This window comes from Nocardia sp. CWNU-33, from assembly GCF_046764895.1.
Taxonomy (GTDB): domain Bacteria; phylum Actinomycetota; class Actinomycetes; order Mycobacteriales; family Mycobacteriaceae; genus Nocardia.
Genome location: NZ_JBKOQN010000026.1, coordinates 40,286 through 63,497 on the forward strand (window position 1 = coordinate 40,286; position 23,212 = coordinate 63,497).

At 65.4% G+C, this 23,212-nt stretch carries 21 protein-coding genes; 10 read left to right on the plus strand and 11 right to left on the minus strand.

The annotated features are described in order from the left end of the window. Positions 1–534 precede the first annotated feature (534 nt). On the plus strand, positions 535–1,374 hold the full coding sequence (locus tag ACLMAL_RS28320) for a hypothetical protein (protein WP_412001878.1): 840 nt from the start codon (positions 535–537) through the stop codon (positions 1,372–1,374). Positions 1,375–1,795: 421 nt separating this feature from the next. Here ACLMAL_RS28320 and ACLMAL_RS28325 read toward each other — a convergent pair whose 3' ends face one another. Further along, positions 1,796–3,235, minus strand: a complete 1,440-nt coding sequence (locus ACLMAL_RS28325; RefSeq protein ID WP_412001879.1) for a short-chain fatty acid transporter — start codon at positions 3,233–3,235, stop codon at positions 1,796–1,798. A 347-nt stretch (positions 3,236–3,582) separates the two neighbouring features. Further along, a complete protein-coding gene (locus tag ACLMAL_RS28330; protein WP_412001880.1) occupies positions 3,583–4,230 on the minus strand; it encodes a TetR family transcriptional regulator in 648 nt (215 codons plus the stop codon). 60 nt (positions 4,231–4,290) lie between these two features. On the opposite strand from ACLMAL_RS28330, the gene ACLMAL_RS28335 reads away from it, so the two are divergent. Together ACLMAL_RS28335 and ACLMAL_RS28340 are read left to right on the plus strand one after the other, a co-directional pair. Continuing rightward, positions 4,291–4,812 carry a VOC family protein gene (locus tag ACLMAL_RS28335; RefSeq protein ID WP_412001881.1) on the plus strand — a complete coding sequence of 174 codons (522 nt, stop codon included), beginning with the start codon at positions 4,291–4,293 and terminating at the stop codon, positions 4,810–4,812. A 143-nt stretch (positions 4,813–4,955) separates the two neighbouring features. After that, positions 4,956–5,831, plus strand: a complete 876-nt coding sequence (locus ACLMAL_RS28340) for a TIGR03619 family F420-dependent LLM class oxidoreductase (RefSeq protein ID WP_412001882.1) — start codon at positions 4,956–4,958, stop codon at positions 5,829–5,831. A gap of 432 nt (positions 5,832–6,263) precedes the next feature. On the opposite strand, the gene ACLMAL_RS28345 is transcribed toward ACLMAL_RS28340, so the two are convergent. Both ACLMAL_RS28345 and ACLMAL_RS28350 read right to left on the minus strand, forming a co-directional pair. Next, positions 6,264–7,109 (minus strand): fructosamine kinase family protein, encoded by an 846-nt coding sequence (locus ACLMAL_RS28345; RefSeq protein WP_412001883.1) that lies wholly within the window; start codon positions 7,107–7,109, stop codon positions 6,264–6,266. Beyond that, complete coding sequence (locus ACLMAL_RS28350) at positions 7,106–7,885, minus strand: helix-turn-helix domain-containing protein (RefSeq protein WP_412001884.1); 780 nt, start codon at positions 7,883–7,885, stop codon at positions 7,106–7,108. The genes ACLMAL_RS28345 and ACLMAL_RS28350 overlap by 4 nt, the downstream gene beginning before the upstream one ends. 109 nt (positions 7,886–7,994) lie before the next feature. On the opposite strand from ACLMAL_RS28350, the gene ACLMAL_RS28355 reads away from it, so the two are divergent. Beyond that, complete coding sequence (locus ACLMAL_RS28355) at positions 7,995–8,795, plus strand: thioesterase family protein (RefSeq protein ID WP_412001885.1); 801 nt, start codon at positions 7,995–7,997, stop codon at positions 8,793–8,795. Positions 8,796–8,934: 139 nt separating this feature from the next. On the opposite strand, the gene ACLMAL_RS28360 is transcribed toward ACLMAL_RS28355, so the two are convergent. Then, entirely contained in the window at positions 8,935–9,498 is a 564-nt protein-coding gene (locus tag ACLMAL_RS28360) for a type 1 glutamine amidotransferase domain-containing protein (protein ID WP_412001886.1), read from the minus strand. 553 nt (positions 9,499–10,051) lie between these two features. On the opposite strand from ACLMAL_RS28360, the gene ACLMAL_RS28365 reads away from it, so the two are divergent. Beyond that, positions 10,052–11,572, plus strand: a complete 1,521-nt coding sequence (locus ACLMAL_RS28365) for a catalase (RefSeq protein WP_412001887.1) — start codon at positions 10,052–10,054, stop codon at positions 11,570–11,572. A gap of 4 nt (positions 11,573–11,576) precedes the next feature. Here ACLMAL_RS28365 and ACLMAL_RS28370 read toward each other — a convergent pair whose 3' ends face one another. From ACLMAL_RS28370 to ACLMAL_RS28395, 6 genes are all read right to left on the minus strand, one after another. Next, on the minus strand, positions 11,577–12,977 hold the full coding sequence (locus ACLMAL_RS28370) for an AMP-binding protein (RefSeq protein WP_412001888.1): 1,401 nt from the start codon (positions 12,975–12,977) through the stop codon (positions 11,577–11,579). Next, positions 12,970–13,572: an energy-coupling factor transporter transmembrane component T family protein gene (locus ACLMAL_RS28375; RefSeq protein ID WP_412001889.1), complete on the minus strand. Its 603-nt coding sequence runs from the start codon at positions 13,570–13,572 to the stop codon at positions 12,970–12,972. Before ACLMAL_RS28375 ends, ACLMAL_RS28370 begins: the two co-directional genes overlap by 8 nt. Next, positions 13,569–14,249 (minus strand): energy-coupling factor ABC transporter ATP-binding protein, encoded by a 681-nt coding sequence (locus ACLMAL_RS28380; RefSeq protein WP_412001890.1) that lies wholly within the window; start codon positions 14,247–14,249, stop codon positions 13,569–13,571. The genes ACLMAL_RS28375 and ACLMAL_RS28380 overlap by 4 nt, the downstream gene beginning before the upstream one ends. 64 nt (positions 14,250–14,313) lie before the next feature. Beyond that, on the minus strand, positions 14,314–15,441 hold the full coding sequence (locus tag ACLMAL_RS28385; protein ID WP_328400799.1) for a thiolase family protein: 1,128 nt from the start codon (positions 15,439–15,441) through the stop codon (positions 14,314–14,316). After that, on the minus strand, positions 15,438–16,526 hold the full coding sequence (locus ACLMAL_RS28390) for a class I adenylate-forming enzyme family protein (RefSeq protein ID WP_412001891.1): 1,089 nt from the start codon (positions 16,524–16,526) through the stop codon (positions 15,438–15,440). The genes ACLMAL_RS28385 and ACLMAL_RS28390 overlap by 4 nt, the downstream gene beginning before the upstream one ends. Before the next feature lie 25 nt (positions 16,527–16,551). Then, the gene (locus ACLMAL_RS28395) at positions 16,552–17,136 is read right to left on the minus strand and encodes a biotin transporter BioY (protein ID WP_328400797.1); all 585 of its coding nucleotides are present in this window, start codon (positions 17,134–17,136) and stop codon (positions 16,552–16,554) included. Positions 17,137–17,880: 744 nt separating this feature from the next. Between ACLMAL_RS28395 and ACLMAL_RS28400 the strand changes: the two genes are divergently transcribed. The 5 genes from ACLMAL_RS28400 (at position 17,881) to ACLMAL_RS28420 (ending at position 23,188) form a co-directional block, all read left to right on the plus strand. Then, positions 17,881–18,363 carry a cation:proton antiporter regulatory subunit gene (locus ACLMAL_RS28400; protein WP_328400793.1) on the plus strand — a complete coding sequence of 161 codons (483 nt, stop codon included), beginning with the start codon at positions 17,881–17,883 and terminating at the stop codon, positions 18,361–18,363. Positions 18,364–18,366: 3 nt separating this feature from the next. Next, on the plus strand, positions 18,367–19,572 hold the full coding sequence (locus tag ACLMAL_RS28405; protein ID WP_412001892.1) for a cation:proton antiporter: 1,206 nt from the start codon (positions 18,367–18,369) through the stop codon (positions 19,570–19,572). A gap of 230 nt (positions 19,573–19,802) precedes the next feature. Continuing rightward, positions 19,803–20,648, plus strand: coding sequence for an AfsR/SARP family transcriptional regulator (locus ACLMAL_RS28410; protein ID WP_412001942.1), 846 nt, complete (start codon positions 19,803–19,805; stop codon positions 20,646–20,648). A gap of 513 nt (positions 20,649–21,161) precedes the next feature. Further along, the gene (locus ACLMAL_RS28415; RefSeq protein ID WP_412001893.1) at positions 21,162–22,427 is read left to right on the plus strand and encodes an FAD-dependent oxidoreductase; all 1,266 of its coding nucleotides are present in this window, start codon (positions 21,162–21,164) and stop codon (positions 22,425–22,427) included. Further along, the gene (locus ACLMAL_RS28420; RefSeq protein WP_412001894.1) at positions 22,427–23,188 is read left to right on the plus strand and encodes an alpha/beta fold hydrolase; all 762 of its coding nucleotides are present in this window, start codon (positions 22,427–22,429) and stop codon (positions 23,186–23,188) included. The genes ACLMAL_RS28415 and ACLMAL_RS28420 overlap by 1 nt, the downstream gene beginning before the upstream one ends. Positions 23,189–23,212 lie beyond the last annotated feature (24 nt).

Sequence of the window (23,212 nt, forward strand, 5' to 3'; positions counted from 1 at the left end):
AAGTTGAATCTGCCCCATGACGGCTGGCGCTTCGAACATTATCCTGCCCCTCGAAAGACAAGATGCTCACACGTTTACGCACAGGAATTGCGCGTATGGACCTTCTACGCCCGAGATATATGGAAACCCGTTGCGCCGCACCCATCTAATGCTACTGAACACCGGCTTTGATGTCTCGTACTTGACGTGAATCGATGAGCTCCGCGGCCGAATGATGTGATTTGATCGATCGCGACACCGAACACCGCCGCGCCCGCTGCCCGAACGTCAGCTGAATCGTGAGAAGTAATTCGGGGCCGGCGCGGCTGTCACGTAAAGAACGTTACCGACCCGGCTGGGGGCCGCTGCAGGATTGGGTGGCAGTTGGCTGTGCGGCCTGCTTGGTCGCTGGGGGTCATGACTGTCTCGGACTCGGTGGGGTCGATCTGCAGAGTCCGGGTTTCGCGTCCTGATTGCACCCGAACTACTACGATCATGGCCCGAGTCGACGATTTGGCGGGGGAAGCCCGTTCGAGACCGGATGGGCCTATACGCATGACCGATTCCCAGCACGAACCCGGCGATAACCCGAACCCGGGCACCGCCGAACCCGCACCGCCGCTATTCAACCCACCCGGCGGCCAGGACAATCCCACTGCAGGCGCGGATCTCGTGTTCTTCGGTCCCGCTGCGGCGGGCCCGGCTGTCGACTCGCCTTGGTACGGCCAACCCGGTCAGCGGTACCGGCCGCCACCGCCGTATCCCCCACCGTCGACCGGTAGCGGCAAAACGGGTCTGATCGTCGCCGGCGCTCTCGGGCTGGTGGTGGTGCTGGGTATCGGTGTGGCGATCGGTATCTTCCTCGGCGGCGACGATGGTGAGTCCGCCGGTGCGTCGTCCACTGCCCAGCAGGGATCGGGGCCGGGAACCTATTCGATGAACGGGATCACCGATGCGTGCGACCTGGTCGACCCCACACCGTTGACCAAGTGGTCGTCCACGCCGAAAGGCGCTCCCAACCATCGGGAAACCCGGCCGTCCACCCACGACAGCGGCAGCCTGAAATGCGATGTCGGCTACACCAGTTCGACCAGCGCCGCGTTCTCCATGAACAGAGCCGGAATGAGCGTCGAGGCCGAGTTCACCGACGGGACAGCTCCGCCCTTCTACGACCATTGGAAACACACCGACACCGCCACCGCCGGACCGGGGTCGGTCTCCGGCGAGGTCACCGGAATCGGCAGCCAGGGTTACTGGCACCCCCAAGACTTCCCAGTCCACCGCACCAGCCTGCCCATCCACGAGCGACACGAATTTCACGGCTCCGGACAAGGAGAATTCGATGTCAGACCCTGTCGCTGGGGTTCGCCGCCATCGAGCCCGCGACAGCCGTGATCGTCGAGATCGTGTGCGGCATGAGGCCTTTCGACCTGATCGCGCAGCAACACATAGACGAAAAACTGGAGTGACTCAGCCGAAACGACAACATCTTCCCTCGACGCAAGCCAGCGGCACCCCCACACACGGCCGATACGTCGAACAGATAGCTCGTTGCCCGACCAACCAGCGAGGGCCTCCGGCGACTGCTGATACTTTGTGAGCCCGCATCCATTCCCAGAGCCCATGCACAAGTCGGAGGAAGTTCCTCGGAATGAGCACTCTCATTGTGATTCGGGGCAATTCGGCGTCGGGCAAATCGACCGTGGCCAGCGCGTTGCAGTGCCGCTTCGAGCGGGGAACATGCGCGCTGGTCTCCCAAGACACCATCCGGCGCGCGAAATGCTGAGAGGTAACGAGCAGTACCGACCTGGATGGGTCACGGGGTGGCGGGCAAGATCGGCGGGACGTATTCGAACGTCATTCCGAGCAACCATACGAGAAGCAGTACGACCGGCAGGTGGAATAGGAACTGCAGGAACGTGAATCCGACGAGGTCACGTGCCCGCAGTCTGAGCACTGCCAGCAGAGGCAGCATGAAGAACGGGTTGATGAGGTTCGGCAGTGCCTCGGCGACGTTGTATATCTGAACCGTCCAGCCGAGGTTCATGTGGACGTCGGTCGATGCCTGCATGACGTAGGGGGCTTCGACCAGCCATTTTCCGCCGCCGGACGGGACGAATACGCCTAGCACCACGGTGTAGAGGGCGATGACGATGGCGAAGCTTCCGCCGCCGCCGATGCTCGTGAAGAACTCCGCGAGGTGTTCGGAGATGGTGAGACCGCCACTGCCCTTCGCCTTGGTGAGGATCGCGGCCATGGCGGCGTACAGCGGGAACTGGACGAGAATGCCGGCCGTGGCGGGTACGGCGAGGGAGACGGCTTGCAAGAACTTGCGCGGGGTGCCGTGGAGCACCAAGCCCAGCATGAGGAAAACGAGCAGATAACCATTCAGGCTGCTGACAACGGTGAGCAGCGGTTTGGCGGTGAGCTGGGAGGTCAACCAGCCCGCCGTCATCAGGCCGGCCAGGATTGGCAGGATGCGGCTGTACTCGAGCCATTCCCCTGGACGGGAACGTGGAGCCACCTCCGCAGGCTGGTCATCCAGATCGACGTCCAGCTCTTCGGCGGTCTTGATTGCTGCGTCCTTCGGCGCCGAGAAGTGAGCGATCACCACGGTGAGCGCCATGACGATGGCGCACATGAGCAGGGACTGCCACGTGAAGATCGTGTGTCCGAAGTCGAGGGCACCGGTGATTCTCAGCAGTGCCGGAGGCAACGAGGTGGCGGTGGCCTGTAGCTGCGCGGCCGAGGAGGATATTCCCAGCGCCCACACGGCGCCCAACCCCATGAACGCCGCCGCGCCGAGCGCGCGATAGTCCACGCGCAGATCGGTCCGACGGGCGATCGCCCGGGCCAGTAGACCGCCGAAAACTAGACTGAGTCCCCAGTTCAGAAATGATATCGACATGGAGAGGAACGCAACGAAACTCACCGCACTGCTAGCAGTTTGCGGCAGGGTGGCCAGCCGGTCGATCAGCCGGGCGACAGGCGGGGACGTGGCGATGACGTATCCGGTGAGAACCACCATTGCCATCTGAAGAGTAAAAGCGGTCAGATCCCAAAAACCATCGCCGAACGCGTTCGCGACTGTTCGCGGTGACGAGCCGTTGGCCAGCGCAGCGGCGGCCACGATGAATACGCCTGCCAGCGCGACGACGTAGGCATCCGGGAACCACTTCTCCGTCCACCTGGCGAGCGACTGCGCAACCCGCGCAAGGCCCTTTTCGGAGATGGCTTCTTCTATCGTGGACGTCATCCAGTTGTTCCTCTTCTTTCCACACGCGCCCGTACGCATGTGACGCACCGCACACAGGCTTGGTCAGTATTGGTGTCCACTTTGTGTGCAGGCAATAGAGAAATGCGCAGGTATCGTCTGCAAAAGTGCAGAAACCGTCGATGGTCTGGCACTCGACGACTTGAAGTTCCCGCCCGGGAAGCGGTGTGCCGATCGTGGCGCCGGTAGCGCTTCGGTCTGGATTGCATCGTCGACGCAGCGCACTCCCAAGCCGACGCCGCCGAGTGGCTGCCGCACCGCAGCCGGGGTTCGCGCGGGTGATGGTGGTGAAATATTGGACCGCGGCCACGATGGTGACCGGTGCGGGGTCAGCGAGATCGGTTGCGGCCGGCGGAAGCCGGATCGCCAACGGGGACGGTGAGCATGGCGACGATCATGTCGATGATTTCGGCGGCGTCCTGCTCCGGGTTCGCGGTGCGGACGCCGGACTCCAGTGCGCGTTCGTAGTCTGCGAAGAGGGCGAACATGACCGTTGCCATCGTTTCCAGGCGTTGGCGGCGTCGGCGGGGTGGCAGTTGTGGGAGCGCGGCGTCCAGGCGAGCGGCGATGATGCGGACCGCGGCACGGTCGGCGCCTGCGAGGCGGCGGGCGTCGGCGATCACGGGGTGGGCGCGGACGACTTCGAGGAAGCGGCCGTAATGGGTGACGCCGGCGGTGCCGACCAATTCGAGGATCGGTGCGGCGAGCATGGCGACCAGGGTGCGGACTTCGTGCGCGGTGCCGTCGGCTTCGTGTTCGGCCAGCAGGCGCATCCTGCGGTCTTCGAGCCAGTTCATCCTGCGCTCGACGATGGCTTCGATGAGGCCGGTGCGTGAGTCGAAGTAGTAGTGGACCGCCGAGTTGTTGCGTTGGCCCGCCGCCGCGGCGATGTCGCGCAGCGGGACCTCGACGCCACGTTCGGCGATGAGTCGTTCCCCGGCGGCGAGCAGTGCCGCGCGCGAATCGTCGATGTGCATACCCGAACTGTACTAAACGCGAGTATTGACGATATTAAGCATCAGTGATTAATTGATGGTGTGGGAAGTCCAGAGGGCCGCATCGCGCACGGACCGATATTCCAGCTGTGCTGGGTGGTCCGGGACATGGCGGGCGCGCAGCGGGAGTTCACCGAGCGCTATGGGGTGGCGCGGTGGCTCACCATCCCCGACGTGCACTTCGGGCCGGAAACCACCGAATTGCGTGGCGCGCCCGCCGATTACACGATCACCGTGGCGTTGGGCTATGCAGGCGGGCAGCAGTTGGAGCTGATCGAGCCGAGGAGCGGCATGAGCCTGTACTCCGAGCATCTCGACCGCGTCGGGCCCGGTCTGCATCACCTCGCGTGGGTTCCCGAGGACTTCGACGCCGCACTGGCCGAGGCGACGGCCTGCGGGTCCGATATCTTGGCCAGGGGCGCATTCGAGGGGGTCGGGATGGAGTTCGCCTACCTCGACGGCGGCGCGTTCGGTTCCCACGTCGAACTGATGCGGCTGTCGGCGGACATGCGCGCGATGTTCGATTACCTGATCCCCGAAGGGTATTCGAACCCGTGGACCTAGACGACGATGCTCGGGCTATTCCAGTGGCACCTGTCTGGGGAAGGTTCCTACTTTCGGCCGCCGCGCGGGCGTTCACGCCGCGCGCACCGCAGCCACGACAGAGCACGACACACCGCACACCTCCGCACCGAAGGACGCCTGATATGCGATTCACCTACGCCGAGACGATGGTCGACCCCACCTATTACGTGCCGCTGGCCCGCGCGGCCGAGGAGGCCGGGTATACGACGATGGTCGTCGCCGACAGCGTCGCGTACCCGAAGGATTCCGACGCGAAGTACCCCTACACTCCCGACGGGAGTCGGGAGTTCCTGGAGAACAAGCCGTTCGTCGAGGCGTTCGTGGTGACCGCCGCCATGGCCGCGGTGACAACGACGCTGCGGTTCACGCCATTCGTGCTGAAGCTGCCCATCCGGCCACCCGTGCTCGTCGCAAAACAAGCTGCCTCCATCGCCGCGCTCAGTGGTGACCGGCTCGGGCTCGGCGTCGGAATCAGCCCGTGGCCCGACGATTTCGACATGATGGGGGTGCCGTTCGAGCATCGTGGCGCCCGCATGGACGAGTGCATCGACATCGTGCGCGGGCTCACCGCGGGCGGCTACTTCGAGTTCCACGGCAAGTTCTACGACCTCGCGCCGATCAAGATCAATCCGGTGCCGGGCGCGCCACTGCCCATCCTCATCGGCGGGCACAGCGAACCAGCGCTGCGGCGTGCGGCCCAACGCGGCGACGGCTGGATGCACGCCGGCGGCGACCCCGCCGAACTGGATCGTCTGCTGGATCGCTTGACCGTGCTGCGCGCCGAATACGGCACCCGCGAGGACTTCGAGGTGCATGTCATTTCGCTGGACGGGTTCACTGTCGACGGCGTGAAACGCCTGGAGGACAAGGGCGTCACCGACGTCATCGTCGGCTTCCGCTACCCGTATACGACCGAGGTCGACACCGAGCCGCTGGACACCAAGATCGCCAACCTGTCCCGGTTCGCGGAGAAGGTGATCGCGCGAACCAACCGGTGAGCGGCGCGAGCGAACGGACGGAACACTTGGTGGGAAATTCGGCAGAGCCGAGTTCGAGCAGGAGCTCGCCCACTACGGCCAGGTCGCGTACCTGTTCACCGAGGGCGTGGAGTACATCGTCATGAGCCGGCGGGCTCGCGGCGTGTTCCGCCCTCCCTCCAGTAGATCCGACCATCAGCGAACGCTCGTTACACGGCACATGCTGCAATGCCGCAGTGCATGCGCAGTCCGATCTTGCGTCGGCCCGGTGAGCCGCTCCGACGACGATCCGATCAGATCGACGGTGCCGCAACGGCCTTCACCTGGCGCCCACAGCGTTCGTTCGGCCCGGGTCATCACCGCGAGGTACTCGTCATGAGGATTCGATAGGTCACAGGACATCGGGGCAACGAGCAGCAACGTGCACCGGATGCCACAACGCGCCCGGTGCACTCATATCGCGAGTATCGCGGTAGCGGCGGCGATGGTTCGGTCTCGGTACCCTGCACCGAACAGCACCACGTGCACGAGCAGTGGATGCAGTTGGTGCAACGGAATTCGGGTGCGCCAGCCGTCGGCGAGCGGATGGGTTTCCCGGTAGGCGGCGTGGATTCGGTCCAGGTGCGGAGCGCCGAACAGAGCCAGCATCGCCAGGTCGGTTTCGCGATGACCGCCGTGGGCGGCGGGGTCGATGAGGATCGCCCGGTCGGTGGTCCAGCGAATGTTGCCAGACCAGAGGTCACCGTGGATGCGGCTGGGTGTTTCCTGCGGGCCTGCGAGGGTGTCGATGTTCTCGATGACGCGTTCGAGCATGCGGGTTCCGTCGGGACCCAGGTGCGCGGCAGCACGCGGGAGGTAGGGGGCGAGGCGGCGCTCGGCATACCAGTGGGACCACGGGCCGTTGCTCGTCGTATTGTCCAGTGGGAGATCGGCGATCCAACCGGACCACGGCGCTCCGAACGATCCCGGTGCATGCGCGTGCAGCGCGGCGAGTTCGCGGCCGAATCGTTCGGCGGCGACGGCGGTGGCTGGTGCTTCCGGCAACCACGGCAACACCAGCATGCGGTCATCGACGGCCAGCACCTCCGGCACGAGTCCTGGCGCCCCGACGCCGAGCCAGCGCAGACCCTCCGCTTCGGCACTGAGTATCCGCGCCCGACCGGCGGCGACCTTCGCGAAAACGTCGCGGCCGTCGGTCAGCATCGCGTGATGCAACGTCCAGGAATGGCTCGCCCCGAGGTCGGTCGTCGCCCGGACCGCAACGCCGAGCAGCTCACTCAGATCCGCGGCGACACTCACGAGTGCGCCGTCGTCAGCAGCTTCTTTGTGTCCGGGTCGGCCGGATAGAACGACTCGATGGCCAGTTCGGCGACGGTGACGTTCATCGGCGTGCCGAAGACGGTTGTCGCGCTGATGAACGACAGCTCGCGGTTGTCGTGGCGCAGCCGCAGCGGAACCACCACCTGGTCCGGCTCCGGCAACGACAGTTCGATCTCACCGCCGGGGTATCCGCGCAATTCGTCGAGCAATTCGATCAGTTCCGGCGCGCCGGTGACCTCGATCCGGCGCGTCAACCGCTCGAACAGGTGGCCGCGCCATTCGGCGAGATTGACGATGCGGCTTGCCATGCCATCGGGGTGCAGACTCAGGCGCAGTGCGTTGGGCTGCGCGGTGAGCAACGCCGGGTCGATGCCTTCGAGCATCAGCGCGATACCGGTGTTGGCATCGACCATGTTCCAGTTCTGGTCGATCGCCAGCGCCGGAAACGGTTCGAGTCCTGCCAGCATCTGACGCATCGCCTCGCGCACCGGCGCCATCGCGGGGGTGTCGAGGGCAGATTCGGCGTACACCGGAGCGTATCCCGCCGCCAGTAGCAGGCGATTGCGTTCGCGCAGCGGAACCTCCAGCTGTTCACACAGGTGCACGAGCATGGTGCGGCTGGGAGTGGCGCGACCGGTTTCGATGAAACTGAGGTGCCGGGTGGAGGTCTCGGCACGCCCCGCCAGTTCCAGCTGACTGAGCCTGCGCTCGAGGCGCCAATGTCGCAACAGGTCACCGGCGGTCTGGGTAGTCACCTCCCGAATCCTACGAACTCACCATCCAGCCGGCCATTACCTCTCGGGTAATCGACGCGGGTAGCGTCGGCAGGCGATCGTTGTGACGGATCGAAGGGACACCCGACCGATGACCGCAACCACGCACTACACATTCGACACCGATACCGCCGGCACCCGCATCGGCGACCACGAATACGGTCTCGAACTGTCCGACCGCTGGTCGACACTCGGTGGCACCCTCAACGGTGGCTACCTGCTGGCCACCGCACTGCAGGCGCTGCGCGACGAACTCCCCCAACCCGATCTGCTGTCCGCTTCCGCGCACTTCCTGCGCCCCGGCACCCCCGGCCCCGCCCTCGTCCACACCGAGATCGCGCGCATCGGCCGCAGGACGGGCACCGGCCAGGCCATCCTCACCCGCGACGACCGCGAAATCATCCGCGTCCTGGCCACCTTCACCGACCTGGCCGTGGCACAGGGCCCGACGCTCGTGCGCAACGGGCCTCCCACACTGCCCGCCCCGGAGCAATGCCTCGATCCCCTGCGCGGTGTCACCCCGGCCGGGGCCACCATCGCCGAACGAGTCGAGTTCCGGATGCCGCAACTCGCCGGATTCTGGACCGGCAAGCCCGGCGGAACCACCGCCGCCGAATTCTGGATGCGCTTCGCCGACGGCCGCGACGCCGACCCCATCGCCCTTGCGCTCCTCGTCGACGCCGCCATGCCGGTGGTATTCGACCTAGGCGTTCCCGGCTCCTCGACTATCGAACTCACCGTGCACATCCGCCACCGTCCGGCCCCGGGCTGGCTGGCCTGCCGGGTCCACACCAACTACCTCATCGACGGCTTCCACGAGGAAGACTTCGAAATCTGGGACAGCACAGGCTCCCTCGTCGCTCAGTCCCGCCAGCTCGCCCTCATCCCCTAGGGCGACGAACACGATCGAGGGAGCACCCATCCTGGAACACATCATCACCGAGATCGACGATATCGTTGTGCCACGGCTGTCCTGACCGCCAGTGGACGAAACGCGTCCGTTCGACCTACGTGCCGACCTCTCACATCGGCTAGAACGCTGCCAGCAGTTCGGTGGCGATCGCATCGCAGAAGGCCGGAATATCGCCCGGGTTGCGAGAGGTGATCAAGGTCCAGCCGTACTCCGGTGACCGGACCACCGACCGATCGGTCCACAGACCATCGGCGTTGATCACATCGGTGCGCAGTGAGTGATACGACGTCAGAGACTTTCCCTGGAGCAGATCGGCCTCGACGAGCAGCCACGGGCCGTGGCAAATGGCCGCGATGGGTTTACCTTCGGCGGCGAACTGTTTGGCCAGCTCGACCGCACCGTCGGCGACCCGTAATTTGTCGACGTTGACGGTGCCACCCGGGACAACGAGGACGTCGAAATCGTCGGCGTCGACATTGTCGAGCGTCGTATCGGGATGAACCACCACATCCTTGTCGACATCGTGCCGGAACGTCTGGATGTCATCGAGTTTCGGCGCCGCATGCACCGCAGTAGCTCCGCGTTCTCGCAACCAGCCGAGGGGCACCAGCAGTTCGTCCCGTTCGACACCGATGTTCGAGGTAATGAACAGCACGCGTGCCTCGGTCAGTTGGCCTGACATGGGTGACCTCCTCGCGATTCGGATACCTTCGGCCTACCCGAGTCGTGGCAACCCAAACGATCGGTGCGAATCGGATCGGCGGCCTGCGGCGCGGCGGGACGGATGGGACCCGTTCCTGGATGGCCATGAAGCGACGCGCTGCCACCTGCGACTTTCTGCCGCCAACCGCACGAGTTCGCGTTACGTTTGGTGGTGCGACACCTGGGAAGACGGTCGGTAGAACCTACGGAAGGGTTTCGCCATAGCGATCACCGAGGACTTGTCACCACACACCGTGCAACCGTCGCGGCGTGCAATGACAGTTCTCCGCGCTACAGGTAGCAATCCTCGCCGAACACGCTCACCGCACCGCCGCGACCGTCTCCGATCTCGTTGGCAGACGACTCGGTCACGTGTGGTCCTCGGGGATCGACGATGTGCTCGACGTCGGCACCCCTGGGGTTTTGCCGCGGTGTTTCGAGGCAACCGAACCAGCAGCCGGTCCGAGACCAGGACTGCACGCAACCAGCACCACCCGATCTGCCGACGACTACCTGCTACCTAGAGGAGTGAGATGTCCGAGCAGAACTACACCACCGACGACGCCGGTATCCCGCAGCCGAGCGACGAGCATTCCCTGACCGTCGGCCCGGACGGTCCGATCCTGCTGAACGACGCTTATCTCATCGAGAAGATGGCCGCCTTCAACCGCGAACGCGTGCCGGAACGGCAGCCACACGCCAAGGGCGGCGGCGCTTTCGGCACGTTCGAAGTCACCCACGATGTCAGCGCCTTCACTAAGGCGGATGTGTTCCAGCCGGGTAAAAAGACAGAGATGCTGGCCCGGTTCTCCACCGTCGCGGGCGAGCGTGGCAGCCCCGACACCTGGCGTGACCCGCGCGGGTTCGCCCTCAAGTTCTATACCGAGCAGGGCAATTTCGACATGGTCGGCAACAACACGCCGGTCTTCTTCGTGAAAGATCCGATGAAGTTCCAGGACTTCATCCGCTCGCAGAAGCGCCGCGCCGACAACAACCTGCGCGACCACGATATGCAGTGGGACTTCTGGACACTGTCGCCGGAATCCGCGCACCAGGTGACCTGGCTGATGGGCGACCGCGGCATCCCGCGCACCTGGCGGCATATGAACGGCTACTCCAGCCACACCTATCTGTGGGCCAACGCCGCGGGTGAACGGTTCTGGGTCAAATACCACTTCAAGACCGATCAGGGCATCGAGTTCTTCACCCAGGACGAGGGTGATCAGATGGCCTCGATGGACACCGACTATCACATCCGTGACCTGTGGGAGGCGATCGAGGGCGGCAACTATCCCAGCTGGACGCTGCACATGCAGATCATGCCGTTCGAGGAGGCGAAAACCTACCGGTTCAACCCCTTCGACCTCACCAAGGTCTGGCCGCACGCCGACTATCCGCTGATCGAGGTCGGCACGATGACCTTGCATCGCAATCCGGTCGACTACCACACCGAGATCGAGCAGGCCGCTTTCGAACCGAGCAGTGCGGTGCCGGGCACCGGGCCGAGCCCGGACAAGATGCTGCTCGGCCGTTGGTTCTCCTACCCCGACGCGCATCGCCACCGCATCGGCGCCAATTACAAACTGCTGCCGGTCAATTCACCGCACGCAACCACAGCGCGGTCGTACTCGAAAGATGGGGCGATGCGCTACACGAACGTGAGCGACCCCGTCTACGTGCCCAACTCCAAGGGCGGCCCGCACGCCGATCCCGCGGTCTCCGGCCCATCCATCGGGTGGCACAGTGACGGCGAAATGGTTCGCACCGCATACACATTGCGCCGCGACGACGACGATTGGGGCCAACCGGGCACACTGGTCCGCGACGTTCTCGACGACGCCGCCCGCGAGCGGCTGGTCGACAATATCGTCGGGCATCTGCTCAACGGTGTCTCTGCACCCGTGCTGTCCAGGGCATTCGAGTACTGGCGCAGTGTCGACAAGAATCTGGGCGACCGCATCGAGACGGGCGTGCAAGCCAAACAGGACGAGCTCGACCCGAAGGCCGTGAAACAGGCCAACCCGGCCCGCTCCTCGGCCCAGCACAAGGCGTAGGGCACTAAGCAGTTCGGGCTTCGACTTCGCGATGAGTAGCGAGAATCGCAGACAGCGCCTGACGGTCGAGTTTCCCGCGCGCAGTGCGTGGCAGGCTGTCGAGAACCACGAGCTGGATCGGCATGCTCGGGCTCGGGAGGGTCGCGCGCAGGTGTCGCCAGATTTCGCCGGTGCTCGGCGCACCGTCGTGCACCACGATCGCGGCGGCGGGCGCTTCACCCATTCGGGCGTCGGGCACTGCGAGGCAGGCGGCCTCGCCGATGCCAGGTAGCGCGGTGAGCGCGGCTTCGATGGCTGCGGGTTCTACATTGAGGCCCGCGCGGATCAGCATGTCGCTGTTGCGGCCGAACAGGTGTAGGTGGTTGCCGACCACGCGGCCTCGGTCGCCCACCGACATCCAGCCGTCGACCGGTCCGTTCACCACACCGTCGTCGGTGAGGTAGCCGTCGAACAGCATGTCGCTGCGCACGAACACCAACTCGTCACGGATCTGCGCCTCGACGTCGTCGAACAGTCGGCCCGCCGACGTCTCCTCGACGGCCCCGAGTCCCCGATCGAAGGACACGAAGCTCAATTCGGACGCGCCGTAGAAATGCACGAGCGACGCGTTCGGAACGATCTTCTGCAACGCAAGACGGCCCGGGCGCGGCCACCGGGCCGCCGAGGACAGCACCTCACGGACGGTCTCGACCGGATCGATGCCCGAACGCGCCACATCCCAGGCGATCGTCGGCACCGAATACAGGTGTGTCGCCCCATCGGGCAGCGACTGCGCCACCGGCCGCAGGTCCACTGTCGCGCCGCGGGTGAGGGCATGCAGGGCGCCGTAGAGAAAATGCGTGTGGTCGAGGACACCGGGCACCGCGACGCGATCGCCGCGGCCGATATCGAAGGTGTTGTCGGAGCGATCGAGGGTGGTGGCCCACGAATGTTGGTTACGCACGAACAACTTCGGTTCGCCGGTGGTGCCGGAGGTGATGCCGACCAGCAGTTCGTTCTCGGGGTGCGCGCGGCCGACCGGGCCGTTGGATTCCAGTGCCGACGCCGTCTGCACATCCTTCTCGAAGCCGAGTCGGCGCAACCGCCGGTGTTGGTGCGGCGCGGCGACGACGGCGCTGGGCTTCGCGAGCTCGAGCACTCGGGCCAGTTGATTCGCCAGCAGGTGCCGGTGCAGCAGCACGACGCTGACACCCGCGTGCATGGCCGCCGCCACCGCGACGAGCGATTCGATATCCGAGGTGGGCAGCACCGCGACCCTGTCCATACCGTCGAGCCCGGCGGCGGTGCGGGTAACCCGCGACCAGAACTCCCGGTAGTCGATGCTCGCGCGAGCATCGACGATCGCCGTCGATTCCGGATGCTCGCCGACTCGCCGCGCGATGCGCTCGGCCAACAGTTCAGTCATCGTCGACGCCCCTGGCGGCGAGCGCGTCACCCATCGCGTCCGCGGTGCGCAGCGCTCGTACCAGCACTGGTGTGACCAGCGCCGTCATCGACCACTGCAACCCGCGAGCACGCCTTGCCTCGGCGACGTCGTGCACGATCTCGGTCAGCAGCGGAACACACCGGATGGCCAGCGCCAGCAGCAGCCCGATCCGCTCGGGGTCGACGCCCACCTTACGCAGCGGTCCGAGCGCACGCGTCACGGCGTCGAGCATGTCGGTGACCCGCGTGGTGAGCGTGACCAGCGCCGCGAGCGCCACCGAGATCAGCAACACACCGCACACGACAACCGCACGCGCGGGCGAGGTGATCAGCACCTGGAAAACGGCGATGATCAGCAGCATCCACACCATCGGACGCAGTTGGGCCACAACGACTTTCCATGGAACACCGGCCATCGCGAACAATCCCGCCACCAGCACCCCCACCACTGCGACGGCCACCGGGCCACGCACGAACACCGTGGCCGTCACGATCGACGTGATCAGCAGCACCAGTTTCGATCCGGCAGGCATCCGGTGCAGCAGCGAGTCACCGGGAAGGTACACACCGATCATCCGACCGATGCCCGATATGCGGGGACAGCGTCACTGGGGATTCCGTCGAACGCCACGGCGCCGTCATCGATGACGATGACGCGTTCGAAGCTCTCCAGCAGCGACAGCTGGTGGGTCACCACGATCACCTGCTGGTCCACGGAGTCGAGTGCGGCGGCGACCACACGGGCGTTGCGCAGATCCAGCAGGGTGGTCGGCTCATCGGCGATGATCACCTCCGGTCGGCGGATGAGAACCGCGCCGATGGCCAGCAACTGCTTCTGACCGCCGGACAACAGGTGCGAGGGATGCTCGGCGTGCTCCGCCAGCCCGAACCGGCCCAGCACCTCCTCGACGCGCGCTGCGACCTCCTGCTTGCTCAGCCCTGTCCGTCGCAGCGAGAATGCGAGATCCTCCGAGACGGTGGGCATCACGATCTGGGTGTCGGGGTCGGTGAATACGAACCCGACCTTGCGGCGCACCTGCGCGCCCTGCCTTGCCGCGTCGACCCCATCGACGGTGACAGTGCCGGAGGTCGGTCGCAACAACCCGTTGATCATGCGCGCCAAGGTCGACTTGCCGGAGCCGTTGGATCCGATAATGCCGACGCGACGCTCGCAGATGCGCAAATCGATGTTGCGCAACACTTTTCGATCACCGAAGTGGTGGCCGACCGAGTCGAAAACAATTTCACTCACGACTGCGCCTCACTACCGCTCGTGCGCCGGGTGCACAGCAACCCGGCTCGTTCGCTGTACTCACTCACGACACTCGCTCCACGAGCATCGCGATGCCTTGCCCGCCGCCGATGGCACACGCCGCGAGCCCGAGCGTGGGGCCACCCTCGCGCAGCATCTGACTTGCTAACCGCACCAGCAAGATAGCTCCGGACGCACCCCACGGATGACCCATCGCGATGGCGCCGCCCTGCGGACAGATCGTGGATTCGTCCAAACCCAGTTCATCGGACACCGCAAGCACCACCGAGGCGAAGGCCTCGGTGATCTCGATGACACCGAGATCCTTGGTATCGACACCGGTGCGCCGCAGCAGTTTCCGAATGGCGGTCACCGGTCCGAGACCGGGAAACGCCGGATCGGAGCCGGCCACCGCCGACCCGAGTATCCGCAGCGCTGGCTGTCCAGCGGCCAGCGACTCACTGGTGACCGCCAGCATTGCGGCGCCGTCGGAGATACCGCACGAGTTACCCGCGGTCGCCGTGCCCTCGACGCCGAAACTGGGGCGCAGTCGCGCCAGCCTGGCTTCGGTCATCCCTGCGCGGATGCGTTCGTCGCGGTGCACGTCACCGATGGGCACGATCTCCGCGGAGAAGTCGGCTGCGGCAGCGAGGGCGTGCGAACGCGCGGCATAGGCATCCTGCCGTTGTCTGCTGATGCCGCGCACGCGCGCGAGGTCGTCGGCGGCCGCGCCCATGTCGGGATCGGGGAAGCCTGGTGGCGCAAAGGGAGCGCGGGTGTAGCGCACGGGATCGGCGTCCGCGATCGGCGGCCAGAAGCGCCACGGTGCTGTGCTCGCGGACTCGACGCCGCCGGCCAGAATGAGTTCGTCCGCGCCGCTGCGCACCCGCAACGCCGCCTGCATGACAGCATCCAGGCCGGAGCCGCACTGGCGATCGACCGTGACGCCGGGAACGTGTACGCCCGCACCGGCGTGCAGTGCCACGATCCGCGCGGGGTCGCCACCCGGCCCGAGGCAGTTGCCCAGGATGACGTCGTCCACCTCGGCGTCGATGCCCGCGCCACGCACCGTGGTCAGCACTTCGCGCAGCACCGGGGTGGCCAGATCGGTAACGGTCAGATCGGCGAACCCGTGCCCGGCGTTGCCGATCGGCGTTCGACGCGGCGCCACCAGAACGGGGATGTGATTCATGTCAGCAACTCTTTCAGCCGACCACGAGCGACCTTGCCGCCGCCGGTCCGCGGCAGCGCCTGCAGTGCCACCCAGCGACGCGGCATGGCCTCCTTCGTCAGCACTCCGCGGGCGCGCGAGCGGATCTCCTCGATGCTCGCGCCGTCGAGTTGCACTGCAGCGGTGACGGTTTCACCGAATACCGCGTGCGGCGATCCGATGACGGCCGCGGCGGTGACACCGTCGATCGTTTCGAGGATGCGCTCGACATCTTCGGCGACCACGGTGGTGCCACCGACGTTGATCGCGAACTCGCCACGGCCACGAACCGTGAGCTCACGGTTATCACCCAGCTCGGCGAGGTCGCCGACGCCGAACCATTCGGGGGCGCCGAGCACGCTATAGGGAGAACGGACGTAGAGCAGTCCCCCGCGCACCTCGACGTCGACGCCGTCGAGCAGTCGAAGCGGCTCGGGGACCCGGCGCGCGGCGACGAGGGAGACTTCCGCGGACCCGTAGTACTCGATGAGCGCAATATCCTCGGCCGCTGCCGCGGCGCCGTCGTCCAGGGCGATGCCCGCGACGATTGCCGTGCGCAACCGCGGAGCGGTGCGCACCACCTCCCGCAGCACGGCAGGGACCGCGTGCACGACCGTGGCCTGCGACGGATCGTCGGTGACGCACGCGCCTCGCCACAATGCATGCAGCGCGCCGAACAGATGCATCGTCGCGTGCAGCGGGCCGGTGATCAATACGCGATCGGTGGCCAGGATGCCGGTGATCGTGGTGAACGCGGGGAAACTGTCGAACCAGGATGCGGCGGTCCGCGCCAGTGCCCGTGGCCTTCCGGTGGAGCCCGAAGTGGTCACCAGCAGAAATGCCGACGGCGGAATACTCGGGCGGTGCGGGCGGGCGTCGGGGTTCTCGACGATCACCGGGATGCCTCGGCGCGCTGCGGCACAGATACAGATCAACGCGTCCGCAATCGTGAGCATCGACGCGTCGTAGACCGACTCCCGCGGCCCGTGCCGATCGATCCACCGCTCGATCGCGGCGTCGAGCTGCGCATAGGTGTAGGTGCGGCCGTCGATGTCGAGAGCGGGCATGTCACCCGCGCCCCCGAGTTCGGGACTATGCACGGATCAGACCGGGGTATGCGCGGTGCACCCCCTTGGCGACGACCGTCGCCACGACAACCTTGAGCAGATCACCCGGAATGAACGCGAAGTTGGTGGTGATGGCGTGCCGGAAATCCAGATCGGTGCGCAGCAGCAGACCAACTGTGCCGAGGACATAGAGGATCAGAATCCCGCCGACCGCGTTGACGACCAGACCGAGCACGATCGGGTACTTCGGCAGGATCCGGGCGGTGCACAAGCCGATGAACAGCGCCGCTGGAATCCAGCCGATGAGGTAACCGACACTCGGACCGGCCAGCGCCGTCAATCCGGTACGGCCGCCGGACAGCAGCGGCAACCCGATCATCGTCAGCGCGAGGAAGACCACGACCGCGGCCGTGCCCTTGCGCGCCCCGAGCACCGCACCAGCCAGAATGACACCGAGGGTCTGCACCGTGATCGGCACACCGCTGAATCCGACCGTGATGGCGCCCGGCAGGCCCAACGCTGCGATCAGCGCCGCGAACACGGCGATCTGCGCCATATCCCGCGCGGACATACCGACCCTCGACTTCCGAGGGCTCTCGACACCTGCCACGACGACATCCTTCGCTATCAACTTGAACGACGTTCAAGATAGCAGGCGACCACGGCCGCGAACCCGTCGGCGCACGCGATCCGCTACCAACGACTCCCGTAGCCATGCGCAGTAGGCGGCCATTCGAAAAAGATCGGCCGCCACGCCGCCGTGGTCGTTGCCATCCCCCCGGTCGCTATCCAGGCTTACCGCCTATGTCCGCCACCTGCCCGTCCTGCTCCTGGTCCGCGCCGATGCATGTGTCGTCGCACCGCTCGGTTCGCTATCTACGCTGCGTGTGCGGCAAGTGGCTGGTCGCACACCGCGGTGGCGTGCATCTGGTTGCCGGTACCGGCAAGAAATCGGTGGCCTCCGAACATTTCGAACTGATTCCACTGCCCGAAGCCTGATCCTCGACGCCGGCACACCCCACGCCTTCGACCCCGCCGACACCGAGGTCCCCGGCGACGGGCATGGCAGATGAAGAGCCACCGGCAGAATGGTCGAGCACCTCGCCGCCTTCGCGGACACGCTGGACGATGGGTTGATCCTCGGCGATGCCGGAGGTCCAGATCGCGCCGTCCGCATCCATGGTGATGTTCGTCGCCGTTCACACCTGCCCAGATCCGGCGGTGAGACAGGCGTGCGCCTGAGTGGCAATTCCACACAGCGTTTCGCCTGCTACGAGACCGACCCAGGTAGGCTAAACGGACAAATCGCCCATCCGGTGCGCGTGGTCGATGGGGGCGAAGCTAGGCTCGAAGGGTGAACGTAGAGGTGACGCCATTGCCGGGAATCGGTGTACGCAAGGACTTTCCGATCAAAAGTGGGCACCGCAGGATCGGCGTCATCGACCGCAAGGACGGCACGATCGACCTGATTCTGAGCCGAGCAGACAACCCGGATGTCACCGACCAGCTCCATTTGTCGGCGAACGAAGCAGCGGCATTGGCGAACCTGTTGGGCGCACCGCAATTGGTGGCACGGCTGCGTGCCGAGCATCGGGAGTTGGACGGTGTCAACACGCGGCAGTTCCCGATCCTGCGCGGCTCACCGTATGACGCGCGAATGCTCGGTGAAACCGAGATGCGCACGCGGACCAAAGCTTCCATCGTTGCGGTAATGCGCGCAGGCCAGGTCATCGCCTCGCCCGGCCCCGATTTCACGTTCGCCTCGGGCGATCAACTCGTCATTGTCGGTACCGCGGAGGGCCTCGAGGCCGCCGCCGAGATCCTAAGCCACGGCTGATCCATGGTGTTCGAAGGAACCGCGCTCTCGCTGATCCAGCTGGGCGCGGTATTTTTTGGCCTCGGTCTGCTCGGCCGCCTAGCCGCACGCATCGGAATGTCGCCGATTCCCCTGTATCTCATCGGCGGACTGGTCTTCGGCAACGGCGGGTTCATCGCGCTGAGCAATGTCGACGAGTTCATTCACCTCGCCAGCGAGATCGGCGTGGTGTTGCTGTTGCTGTTGCTCGGCCTGGAATACAGTGCGCCGGAACTGGTTACCGGAATGCGAAGATCCTGGCAGGCCGGGCTGCTCGACATCGCGCTCAACGCGACGCCCGGCGTCGTGGTCGCCCTCGGCCTGGAGTGGGGTCTCACCGGAGCGATCGCGATGGCGGGGGTCACCTATATCTCCTCCTCGGGAATCGTCGCGAAAGTCTTGAACGACCTCGGTCGACTCGGTAACCGCGAGACGCCGGTCATCCTGTCGATCCTGGTGTTCGAGGATCTCGTCATGGCCGGCTATCTGCCGGTGTTGACCGCCGTGCTCGCCGGTGCCGGATTCCTCGCCGGACTGAAGACACTATCCATCGCGCTGATCGCCGTCACCGTGGTGCTGGTGGTCGCGCTGCGCTACGGCAAGTACGTCTCCGCGATCGTGGCCAGCGAGGACCGCGAGATCTTCCTGCTCAAACTGCTCGGCGCCGCATTGTTGGTTGCCGGGTTCGCCTCCGCAGTACAAGTTTCCGCGGCTGTCGGCGCGTTCCTGCTCGGTATCGCAATCTCCGATTCGACCGCGCACAACGCCACCAAGATCCTCGAGCCACTGCGCGACCTGTTCGCTGCGATGTTCTTCGTCCTCTTCGGCCTGACCACCGATCCGGCCAGCATCCCTCCGGTATTGGGGTGGGCCTGCCTACTAGCAGTGGTTACCACCGCAACCAAGCTGGCAACCGGCTGGTGGGCCGCCCAGCAGGCAGGCGCCTCCCGTTACGGCCGGGCCCGCGCAGGCACCGCACTGGTGGCGCATGGCGAGTTCTCCATCGTGATCGCGGGACTGGCCGTCGCCGCGGGCGCGGTCCCCAGCGAGTTCGCCGCGATGGCAACGACGTACGTGCTGATCATGGCGGTGATCGGTCCGATCGCCGCACGCGTGGTCGAGCCCATCCTCGGCATGGTTGCGCGCCGCCCGTCCCCGCCGCAGCCCGCTGCGGAACCGCATGGCGAATGATCGCGAGCCCACCCATTCCGTCCTGTACTCAATCTCCTTGTCCCGTAGGGAAATTCAGCAGAGACCTGCGTCGAGTTTACTCGGATATTACTCAGGTTTCATCAACGCGATACGGCATCCTCGATAGTGTTGACCCTACCTACAGCGAGGTGGGATTTTCGAAGACCTCACATCGGTCGGGGGGAATACGCCTGTAGGGAGAGCTCGTGAAGTATCCAGTGTGCGCTCGCGTGTTAGGTCCGTTGACGCTTGCTCTTAACAATCGCAACGCAACGCCCACAGCCCAGAAACAGCGACAACTCTTGGCATTGCTACTGGTCAGGCATTCGACGGTAGTTCCGGTCTCGACACTGATCGAAGAGCTGTGGAGCGAGGACCCGCCGCGCAGCGCGGTTGCCGTAATCCAGACATACGTACTTGGAATTCGCAAGAAGATGGCGGAGCAACTCGATATCGGGCAGGGCGAGGTCGCGGAGCGATATCTCCGCACGCGCAGCAAGGGCTATTCGTTCGAGGTACAGGATTGCGTGTTCGACCTGCGCAATTACCGCTCGTTGTCGGATGCCGCCAGGATCGCCGCCAAGGCAGGCGACGATCACCGCGCCGTCGATCTGTTCCATGCGGCAGAGGCCTGCTGGACCGGCCCCGCGTTGGTGGACGTGGAGGCGGGCATGCCGCTTGCCGCAGAGATCTCGCACCTGGATCATCTGCGGCTGGCCAACGTCGAGCTGCGCATCGAAGCCGAACTCCGACTGGGCCGCTACCGCGAAGTATGCCCCGACCTGGCCCGATTGACCATGCAGCATCCGCTGGACGAGCGTATGCAGGCGTACTACATGTTCGCGCTGAGCCGTTCGGGTCAGCGGCATCTCGCGCTCAGCTCATACCAGCAGTTCTGCAAAGCGATGCAGCATGAGCTCGGGCTCGACCCGTGCATGAAGCTGCAGAAGCTGCACCAAGACATCCTCGCTGCCTCGGACGAACGCGTCGGCATGATGCTCGAGCGCAAGCACGCCGGCTATCTGATCGGCTTCTATCCACCCACCGACCCTGCGGCATCCGCTACTCCCGCCTAACAATATTCCTCGCGCAACGGCACTTCCATGAACTAAGTCGTGCAGAGTGCAGATCCCACATGCGCGAGTCGAAGACCTCGATCAGGAAAGCCTTTCCCGCAGCCGGTCATTCGCCCATTGTTGCCGAATCCGGCCGGGCTTGCGCTTATTCCAAGCGAATATCCGATTCGCGCGTTCATGTCGACACGAATACCCGGAGCGCATTTCCCGCACTTCCCCGGGAAAAGAATGCCTCGACGTCCCCCTCTCGGCGTCGAGGCATTCGTTCGAGCACGGCGCGGTGAAATCTGTTTCCCACAGCCTGCGCGCACCCACTCGAGAACACCTCGAATAGACGGCTGGAGCAGTGCTGGAGCACCACTCACCATGCTTGATTCCCAGCATCGCCGCAACACCACGATCTTCCTGCGAAGGGAGCAAAAACTATGGATACCAGCGCATTCGGCGGTAACGGATGACCCGCCACCGCGTGCTCACCGGCGACAAAGCCTGCTGGGACGGAGGAGCGCCGATATGCCGGAGGTGACCAGCGATTCGGTCGACGTCTGCGTCGTCGGCGGCGGACCCGCCGGCCTGATGGCAGGACTGCTGCTGGCCAGGTCCGGTGTGGATGTGCTCGTGCTGGAGAAACATCCGGACTTCCTGCGCGACTTCCGAGGCGACACCGTGCATCCCTCGACGCTGCGGGTGATGGACGCGCTGGGACTGGCCGACGAGTTCCTCGCGCTGCCGCACGTCGAGCTGCCGCAACTGCCGATGGCCACCGCCATGGGGCCGGTGATATTCGCCGACTTCCGCAAACTGCCGGGACGTTTCCCGTTCGTCGCGTTCATGCCGCAGTGGGACGTGTTGAACTTCCTCGCCGATGCGGGTCGCCGATACCCGGGCTTCCGGCTGCTGCAACAGGCCGAGGTGACCGAGCTGGTCCAGCAGGACGGCACCGTCGTCGGCGTGCGCGCGCGAACCGCGGACGGCCCTTTCGAGGTCAGCAGCAGGCTGGTCATCGCCGCCGACGGACGCAACTCGCTCGCGCGCGGCTGCGGCCTGCTCGAGGTCGCGGCAAGCGTGGCCCCGATGGATGTGCTGTGGTTCCGGGTATGTAAGCCCGATGGTGACCGGCTGCCGACGGTGCGCAGCGGCAAGGGCTTCTTCATCGTCTGCATCGATCGCGGCGACTATCTCCAAGTCGCGTACATGATTCCGAAAGGCGGCTTCGACACGATCAAGGCCGCTGGGCTCACCGCATTCCGAGCCGACCTCGCCGCGATCTATCCGAGTCTCACCGGGCATCTCAATGCGGAGATCCACAGTTGGGACGATGTGAAACCGCTCGACGTCCGGGTCGACAGGCTGCGCCGCTGGTATCGGCCGGGGCTGGTCGCCATCGGCGATGCCGCGCACGCGATGTCGCCCGCGGGCGGGGTGGGCATCAATCTCGCCGTCCAGGACGCGATCGCCGCCGCCCGTATCCTGGCGCCGCCGCTTGCCGCGGGCCGACGCCCCACCGTCGCCGAACTCCGCGAGATCCAGCACCGACGTCAATTGCCCATGCGGGTGGTGCAATTCGCACAGCTGCGACTGCTGTCGGATCTCTACCCGAACGCCGGGCGGCCCGGCACGGACAAGCCACTGCTGGTCCGGCTGCTGCGGCAGGTTCCCGGTCTACCGCACGTCGTTGCCAGGGTCATCGGGCTCGGTCTGCGATCCGAACATGTGCCGCCGCTAACGAAGCGCATTGAAACAACCACTGCCCCAACAAAGCTCAGGGAGAACCACTAGTGTCGACCTATCTGCTCATCCATGGAGCCTTCCACGGCGGCTGGTGCTGGCAGCGGGTGACGCCGCTACTCGCGGCCGAGGGTCACACCGTCCACGCGCCCTCGCTCGTCGGGCTCGGCGACCGGGCCGAGTTGCTGACGTCGGAGGTCGGCCTCGACACCCACGTGCAAGACCTGGTCGAACTCATTGTGTCCGCAGACCTCACCGACATCGTCCTGGTCGGACACAGTTACGCGGGCATCGTCATCACCGCGGTCGCGGACGCGGTGCCGGACCGGATCGCCGAACTGGTCTATGTCGACACCTTCGTCCCCCGCGACGGCGAATCTGTCGCCGACATCATGCCCGGCATGGTCGAGGCGTTCGTCGCGGCGGCGGCGACCGCAGGCGACGGCTGGCGGGTTCCGCCGCAAACCACACCGATGGGCGACGGTGGCCTCTACGGCGTGACGGACGAACCCGACCTCAGCTGGGTGGCCTCGATGCAGACGGCGCAGTCGCTCGCGACATTTCAACAGCCGGTGCGGCTGCGCAACCCGGACGACCTCGCGGCGATACCGGTGACCCACGTGCACTGCAGCGAGGGCGGCGAGGACTTCAAACAGATGCGCGCGGCGGGCCTGCCACGCACCTTTCCGCCCGCCGACTTCCCCGCCGCGCGCATCCATGTGCTACCGACCGGGCACGACTGCATGATCACCATGCCGCGCGAACTGGCAGGCCATCTCCTCGAACTCGCACCAGCGCGAGTCGAGAGCTGACCCGCGACGGCAACCTCCGATGCG

Bases quoted from the DNA above. Each gene is read 5' to 3' on its own strand.
- ACLMAL_RS28320 (WP_412001878.1), top strand. From the start codon at position 535: ATGACCGATTCCCAGCACGAACCCGGCGATAACCCGAACCCGGGCACC.
- ACLMAL_RS28325 (WP_412001879.1), bottom strand. From the start codon at position 3,235: ATGACGTCCACGATAGAAGAAGCCATCTCCGAAAAGGGCCTTGCGCGG.
- ACLMAL_RS28330 (WP_412001880.1), bottom strand. From the start codon at position 4,230: ATGCACATCGACGATTCGCGCGCGGCACTGCTCGCCGCCGGGGAACGA.
- ACLMAL_RS28340 (WP_412001882.1), top strand. From the start codon at position 4,956: ATGCGATTCACCTACGCCGAGACGATGGTCGACCCCACCTATTACGTG.
- ACLMAL_RS28355 (WP_412001885.1), top strand. From the start codon at position 7,995: ATGACCGCAACCACGCACTACACATTCGACACCGATACCGCCGGCACC.
- ACLMAL_RS28360 (WP_412001886.1), bottom strand. From the start codon at position 9,498: ATGTCAGGCCAACTGACCGAGGCACGCGTGCTGTTCATTACCTCGAAC.
- ACLMAL_RS28365 (WP_412001887.1), top strand. From the start codon at position 10,052: ATGTCCGAGCAGAACTACACCACCGACGACGCCGGTATCCCGCAGCCG.
- ACLMAL_RS28370 (WP_412001888.1), bottom strand. From the start codon at position 12,977: ATGACTGAACTGTTGGCCGAGCGCATCGCGCGGCGAGTCGGCGAGCAT.
- ACLMAL_RS28375 (WP_412001889.1), bottom strand. From the start codon at position 13,572: ATGATCGGTGTGTACCTTCCCGGTGACTCGCTGCTGCACCGGATGCCT.
- ACLMAL_RS28385 (WP_328400799.1), bottom strand. From the start codon at position 15,441: ATGAATCACATCCCCGTTCTGGTGGCGCCGCGTCGAACGCCGATCGGC.
- ACLMAL_RS28390 (WP_412001891.1), bottom strand. From the start codon at position 16,526: ATGCCCGCTCTCGACATCGACGGCCGCACCTACACCTATGCGCAGCTC.
- ACLMAL_RS28405 (WP_412001892.1), top strand. From the start codon at position 18,367: ATGGTGTTCGAAGGAACCGCGCTCTCGCTGATCCAGCTGGGCGCGGTA.
- ACLMAL_RS28415 (WP_412001893.1), top strand. From the start codon at position 21,162: ATGCCGGAGGTGACCAGCGATTCGGTCGACGTCTGCGTCGTCGGCGGC.